Annotated in this window: 8 protein-coding genes and 1 pseudogene; 2 read left to right on the top strand and 7 right to left on the bottom strand. The window is 61.0% G+C overall.

Annotated features, from left to right (window positions below):
• Positions 1-184 precede the first annotated feature (184 nt).
• The 4 genes from D8U18_RS07005 to D8U18_RS07020 form a co-directional block, all read right to left on the bottom strand.
• Positions 185-703 carry a DUF3299 domain-containing protein gene (locus tag D8U18_RS07005; protein WP_131107334.1) on the bottom strand — a complete coding sequence of 173 codons (519 nt, stop codon included), beginning with the start codon at positions 701-703 and terminating at the stop codon, positions 185-187.
• Between the two features lie 11 nt (positions 704-714).
• Positions 715-1,980, bottom strand: a complete 1,266-nt coding sequence (locus D8U18_RS07010; protein WP_056855854.1) for an ABC transporter permease — start codon at positions 1,978-1,980, stop codon at positions 715-717.
• Between the two features lies 1 nt (position 1,981).
• A complete protein-coding gene (locus D8U18_RS07015) occupies positions 1,982-2,692 on the bottom strand; it encodes an ABC transporter ATP-binding protein (RefSeq protein WP_056855853.1) in 711 nt (236 codons plus the stop codon).
• A gap of 132 nt (positions 2,693-2,824) precedes the next feature.
• Positions 2,825-3,421, bottom strand: a complete 597-nt coding sequence (locus tag D8U18_RS07020) for a DUF2796 domain-containing protein (RefSeq protein WP_131107335.1) — start codon at positions 3,419-3,421, stop codon at positions 2,825-2,827.
• Positions 3,422-3,556: 135 nt separating this feature from the next.
• Here D8U18_RS07020 and D8U18_RS07025 point away from each other — a divergent pair, with 135 nt between their 5' ends.
• Positions 3,557-3,895: a hypothetical protein gene (locus D8U18_RS07025; protein ID WP_130906956.1), complete on the top strand. Its 339-nt coding sequence runs from the start codon at positions 3,557-3,559 to the stop codon at positions 3,893-3,895.
• Between the two features lie 91 nt (positions 3,896-3,986).
• On the opposite strand, the gene trxA is transcribed toward D8U18_RS07025, so the two are convergent.
• From trxA to D8U18_RS07040, 3 genes are all read right to left on the bottom strand, one after another.
• Positions 3,987-4,859, bottom strand: coding sequence for a thioredoxin (gene trxA / locus D8U18_RS07030; protein WP_056855850.1), 873 nt, complete (start codon positions 4,857-4,859; stop codon positions 3,987-3,989).
• 176 nt (positions 4,860-5,035) lie between these two features.
• Positions 5,036-5,692, bottom strand: a complete 657-nt coding sequence (locus D8U18_RS07035) for a 50S ribosomal protein L11 methyltransferase (protein ID WP_131107336.1) — start codon at positions 5,690-5,692, stop codon at positions 5,036-5,038.
• Positions 5,689-6,153 carry a YbaY family lipoprotein gene (locus D8U18_RS07040; RefSeq protein WP_056855905.1) on the bottom strand — a complete coding sequence of 155 codons (465 nt, stop codon included), beginning with the start codon at positions 6,151-6,153 and terminating at the stop codon, positions 5,689-5,691. The genes D8U18_RS07035 and D8U18_RS07040 overlap by 4 nt, the downstream gene beginning before the upstream one ends.
• Before the next feature lie 25 nt (positions 6,154-6,178).
• Between D8U18_RS07040 and D8U18_RS29005 the strand changes: the two are divergent.
• Positions 6,179-6,408, top strand: a pseudogene (locus D8U18_RS29005) (hypothetical protein); the annotation flags it as partial.

Raw genomic sequence — 6,408 nt, forward strand, 5'->3', positions numbered from 1 at the left:
TTTAGCGAAAAACATCTCGCGAAAGCTTGACCGTGAACAGAGTATCTACAGGTTCAGCGTTGCGCCCGAAGCGCCTGTAATGCAGTGCTCATGAACCACAGAACGCGGTCGCCGCACCCCGCGTGCTGTAGGAGCGAGGCTTGCCCGCGAAGGCGTCTTCTGAATCAACAAAACAACTCCGGACTCATTCGGGCAATTCATACAGATAAATTTTCTGCGCTTCCATCTGATACCCGGCATCCGCCAACTCGCTGCTGGACGCTTTGACCTGCATCGGCCCTTCGATCCAGTACGGCTGATACAGCTCATCGAGCTTCACCCCGACTTCGCTTTTGACATGCACGATCTGATTCGACGGCGGTGGCGGCACGTGAATGCAGGCGCCGAAATACGGCACCAGCAGAAAGTCCGTGGTGCGTCCGTCTTCACTCACTTCCAGCGGCACGATGTAGCCCGGCAGGCGAATGTTCTGCCCGTCGAGCGCTTTGACCACCGGCGCATTGGGCATGTCCTGCTTCGCTGCTGGCGCTGACTCGGCAGACAATGCATCGCTCATCTTCGACAGGTCGTGCAGCGGCGTCATGTTCGGCACTTCCGGTGCGGCATCCGGCGGGATCATTTCCGACCAGGTCAGCTCTTTCGGCTCGGCCGCCCATAGCGGCAGGGCGACCAGCATCAACAGCGCAAAGACAGCGCGGGGCATTTTCAAAGTCCTCATAAACGGATCGACAGGCCATCAGCCAGGGATTGGCGATAAGCACGCCAGGCCGGCACGCTGCCCATCAGCAGCGCGGCGATCAGGATGCCACCGAGCAGCGTCCATTCATATTCGCTGGGCCAGGCCAATGGCAAAAACAGCCCGTAATTGGCTTGCACGTAACCTTGGGCCGCGGCGATGCACACGTACAGCAGTGCCACGCCCGCCACTACGCCGGACAGCGCCAGGGCAAAAGCCTCAAGCACCAGCAAGGTCGCAACATGCCACGGCCGTGCGCCCACCGAACGCAGAATCGCCATCTCGCGGCGGCGTTCATTGAGGCTGGTGAGAATCGCTGTGAGCATGCCGATCAACCCGGTCAGCACCACGAACAAGGACACCACGAACAAGGCTTTTTCGGCAGTGCTCATCAAGCTCCACAGCTCCTGCAGCGCCACCCCCGGGAGGATCGCCAGCATCGGTTCGCCACGGAATTCGTTGATCTCGCGTTGCACGGCGAAGGTCGAAATCTTGCTGTTGAGGCCGAGCATGAACGCGGTGATCGCTTGCGGCTTCAGGTCCATGTTGCGTGCCTGATCGGCGCTGATTCGCCCGTTGCCCCGGGCCGGCACACCGTTGTGCCAGTCGATGTGAATCGCTTCCATACCGCCGAGGCTGATGTGCAGCGTTCGGTCCACCGGTGTGCCGGTGCGCTTGAGAATGCCGACCACAGTGAACGGTTTGTCATCGTGCTTGACCAGACTGATCGCCGCCACGCCGTGGGCCAGCACCAGTTTTTCGCCGAGCTTGTATTGCAGCGCATCGGCCACTTCGGCGCCGAGCACCACTTCAAACGGATCAGTGGCGAAGGCGCGGCCAGCGGCCAGTTCCAGGTGTTGTTGACGGCCGTACTGGTAATGCTCGAAGTAGGCCTCGGTGGTGCCCATTACCCGATAGCCGCGATGGGAATCGCCGAGGGACATCGGGATCGCCCATTTCACTTTCGGGTTGTTGGCGAAGTGTTCGAAGCTGTCCCAGCGGATGTTGTTGGTGGCGTTGCCGATGCGGAACACCGAGTACAGCAACAGATTCACCGAGCCGGAGCGCGCGCCGACGATCAGGTCGGTGCCGCTGATGGTGCTGGCGAAACTGGCCTTGGCCTCGGTCCGCACGCGCTCGACGGCCAGCAACAGGCACACCGACAGGGCAATGGCGAACGCGGTCAAAATCGCGGTGAAGCGACGGTTAGCCAGGCTGGCCATGGCTAGACGGAACAAATACATCTCAGACCTCGGACGGGCTGGCGGCGCGATTGAGCTCGGCCAGCGACAGGTTGCGATCGAACAGCGGCGCCAGGCTCTGGTCATGGCTGACGAACAACAGGCTCGACCCGGCTTCGCGGCATTCGGCGAACAGCAGGCGAATGAAGTTTTCCCGGGCGTCGTAATCGAGCGCCGAAGTCGGCTCGTCGGCGATCACCAGCTCCGGCTGACCGATCAACGCGCGTGCGGCGGCCACTCGTTGCTGTTGGCCGATGGACAGCGAATCGGCACGTCGACCGAGGATGTTTTCATCCTTTAAACCCAGGTGGGCGAGCAGGGTGGCGGCGGCTTTATCGACGCTGCCGTGACGCTGCCTGGCCCGTTCGGCGCGCAGTTTGGAGAAGTGGCAGGGCAGTTCGACGTTTTCCCGCACCGACAGAAACGGCAGTAGGTTGAACTGCTGGAAGATGTAACCGGTGTGATCGACGCGAAAGTGATCGCGGGCACCGGCCGACAGTTCGGTGAGCTCCTGGCCGAGCAGGCGAATGCTGCCGCGATCAGGCTTCTGCACGCCGCCCAGCAAGCCGAGCAGGGTGGTCTTGCCGCTGCCGCTGGGGCCTTTGAGGAACAGGGTTTCACCAGGTGAAAGGCGAAACGCCGGAATGTCCAGCAGCGGCGGATGACCGGGCCAGCTGAAGCCCAGGTCGGACAGTTCGATGAGTGTTTGGGTCATGGCGCCGATTTCAAGAATGTTGATGATCCGTAGGAGCAAAGCTTGCTCGCGATGGCTACACCGCGGTTTAACAGGAGCTCCGCGCTATCGTTCATCGCGGGCAAGCCTTGCTCCTACAGGATCCGGATAGATTCAGAATTTCAGGGCTGCGGCCTGGGCCGTCACTTCAACCCCTTGCTGCCCGCTCGGGCCGATCAGTTGTACCTGAATGGTCCGGGTCGCCGGAAAACTGTTGAAAATGTTCGCCAGATCCAGGGTCTTCAGCGCCGCCGGTGTGGCGCAGGTGAACTGGTAGTGGGCGTGGATTTCGCTGTGGTCGTGATGATGCTCGTCCTTGGCGTCGCCATCGTGGTCATCATCGACGTCTGGTTTATCGCCAAACAGCGGGCTTTCCAGGGTCTGGTTTTGCACCACGCAGCCTGCAGCTTTCGCCAGGTTGAACAGCGTCAGTGGTTTCTGCAGCTGAGTACGAACCGCTGCGACTTTGGCTTTGTCGGCGTCGGTGGTCGCGGCATGTTCGAAGCCCACCAGGTTCATCGCCGGGCTTTCCAGCTCCAGCTCGAGGGTCTGGCCGTCCAGCGCCGCGTTGAGCCGGCCGACACCGTGCTCATGGGCACCCAGGCTGCCGTGCTCATGATCATGATCGTGATCATGGTCATGCTCGTCAGCCGCATGGGCGACAGCCAGGGGCAACAAGGCAAACGGCAAAGCGAGCAACAGACGACGCATGGCGAGTCTCCGGAAAGTAAAGTGAACAATTTGTTATGTAATCTTATAACGTAAGTGCGGAGAGTTTGACTGGCTGCTTGGCGTTGCACAAGTCCCATGGGAGCATGCAAGTCAGAAATGTGCAGGAGCAGACTTATGTTGCGAATTCGCGGAAGCATCGGCGACTGGCCGGTGGATTTGACGCTGGAAATGGATGACGCCGACTGGGCCAGGCTGGGCGCGCAGTTGCAGGTCGATAAAGTCGACGTCAGCGCGCCAGCGGCGAAATCGATGAGCCAGGATGATTCGCTGTGGCAGGTCGCCAGGGATTTGCTGCGCAAGGCCGGACAGTTGAGCGGGCCGGATCTGCTCGATCAACTTGAAGCTCTGACCGGCAGCGCCGCAGCGGGCAAGCGCTTGTTGGTGCGCCTGCGCCACAGCCCGGATGTGAAGGTGGAAAGCGGCGGCGATACGCCGATTTATCGCTGGCTGTAGGAGCCGGCTTGCTGGCGATGCGGACGCTGCGTTTCAGCAGGTGAACCGCGTCATCGTGCATTGCCAGCAAGCCGGCTCCTACTCGGCATCATCAGTACAGCGCAGCAAACAACTTGCGACGGTAGGTGCTCACCAGTGGGTGGTCATTGCCCAGCAGCTCGAACACTTGCAGCAAGGTCTTGTGCGGCAGGCCTTCGTTGTAGCTGCGATTGCGGATGAACAACTTGAGCAGGGCATCCAGCGCGGCGTCGTATTGCTGGCGGGCCAATTGCTGAATTGCCAGTTGATAGACCGCTTCGTCGTCCTGCGGGTCTTTCGCCAGTCGCGCCTTCAGGTCAGCGGCATCCGGCAGATCCCGGGCCAGGCCGAGAAACTTGATCTGCGCCTTGGCACCGGCGAGGGCAGCCTTGTGTTCGTCGCTCTTGACCGCATCGAGCACAACTTGCGCCTCGCCCAGCTCACCGCGCTCAGTGAGGCAGCGTGCGTAGAGAATCAGGGCCTTGGCGTTGGTGTTGTCTTCGCCCAGGATGACTTTGAGCAGCGCTTCGGCATCGGCGAATCGGCTGTCGTCGAACAAGGCCTGGGCCTGTTCGAACGGATCGGCCGCTGCAGGTGGCGGCATCTGCACATGAGGTTCAAGCAAGGCGCGCACAGCGGATTCCGGCTGCGCACCGGCAAACCCGTCCACCGGTTGACCGTCCTTGAACAGCACCACGGTCGGCAGGCTGCGAATACCGAAGCGGGCGACGATGTCTTGTTCGATGTCGCAGTTGACCTTGGCCAGCAGCAATTCGCCCTGATAGCTCTCGGCGATGGTCTGCAGCATCGGCATCAACACTTTGCACGGCGCACACCATTCGGCCCAGAAATCCACCAGCACCGGTTTGTGGAAAGAGTTCTCGATCACCGACTGGTCAAAATCGGCAGTCGTGGCGTCGAAGATGTACGGCGTTTGCTGACTCATGGGCAATCTCGTAAAAGCGTGAATGGGGCCACTATACGGCCTGGTGGGGGGCGGCCGGAAGTCGGAACATTGATCGTTCCCACGCTCTGCGTTGGAACGCCTCAAGGGACGCTCTGCGTCTGCTTTTGAGACGCGGAGCGTCTTGGGCTGCATTCCCACGCGGAGCGTGGGAACGTTCATGTACGGGCGGCGTGATACAGGCTCACATGCCGAAACTCTTCCGGCTCGGCCAGATCCGGCAAGGTCATGGCTTCGAGCATTTCGATACGCCGGTACAGCGGATGGCGAAAATCCCGTACCCGCGAATCCGCCACCAGCGCCTCCCGGCCACGACTCAAGAACTCATCGAGCAATGGCAGGTTGGCCCGGTCGTACAGCACGTCCGCCACCAGAATCAGATCGAAGCGATCGGCCTCGGCAAAAAAATCCGTCGAGTAGTCGAGTTGTACGCCATTGAGTTCGGCATTCGCCCGACAGGCGGCAATCGCCAGCGGATCAAGGTCACAGGCCACTACTTCCAGTGCGCCGGCCTTCACCGCGGCAATGCCCGCCACACCGGACCCTGCGCCAAAATCCAGCACACGTTTGCCTTCGACCCAATGCCGGTTGTCGGCCAGATAACGGGCCACGGCCAACCCGCTGGCCCAGCAGAAACTCCAGTATGGCGGCTCGTGCAGGATGCGCCGGGTTTCTTCGGGGCTGAAGGCGCGGTCCATGTTGTCGCCGTCGATCAGCCACAACTTCAGATCGGTCTGCGGTAGCTCACAGGCGACCAAGCGCGCATCACCGAGCAGTTCACCCAACGCCTGTTGCAGGTCGAGCGGTGCACTCATGGGGCTTTGACGAATTGCAGCTGGCCCAGCGCCTGGGTCGTCGGCTGGGTAATCACTTGCGACGGCAGATGCAGGATCAACTGGCCGGACTGGCTGGCGCGGCCTCGCAGTTCGACACGGGCACCGGCGGGGAAGGATTCTGGATTGAAACGCAGGTGGAACGGCAAAATCTGGTTGTTGCCGATCAGGCTGGAACTGGCGAGCAATTGTTGCGGGCGGTCCTTGTCATCGATCACCAGCAAGGCCAGTTCGACTTCGGCACCGGTCGGCACGCCTTGCAGAGTGCCGCTCAATTCCCGTTGATGGGCGGGCAACGGGCCGAGTTTGGCGGCCTCTTTGGCTTTTTTCTGCGCTTGTTGCGGCGCGGGGCCGGGCGTTGGCGGCTGGGGCTGGGGTGCATCGCTGCTGCAGGCCACCAACAGGCTGAAAAGGCTGAGCAAAACGAGCGGACGTAACGACATTGGCAGCTCCGGAAAGATGAAATCCATGGATCAATTGATCATCCCGTCTGTATACCGCAAACCCTATGGCTTGTCTTGCCACCGGGATGCGCTACCATGGCCCTCCCTTTTTTTGTTGCCTGCCACCATGCACTGTCCCTTCTGCGGTGCCAACGACACCAAGGTCATCGACTCGCGTCTGGTCGCCGAGGGCGAACAGGTGCGCCGCCGGCGTGAATGCCTGGCCTGCGGCGAACGTTTCACGACGTTCGAGAC

It is taken from the genome of Pseudomonas sp. Sample_10, assembly GCF_004321495.1.
Taxonomy (GTDB): domain Bacteria; phylum Pseudomonadota; class Gammaproteobacteria; order Pseudomonadales; family Pseudomonadaceae; genus Aquipseudomonas.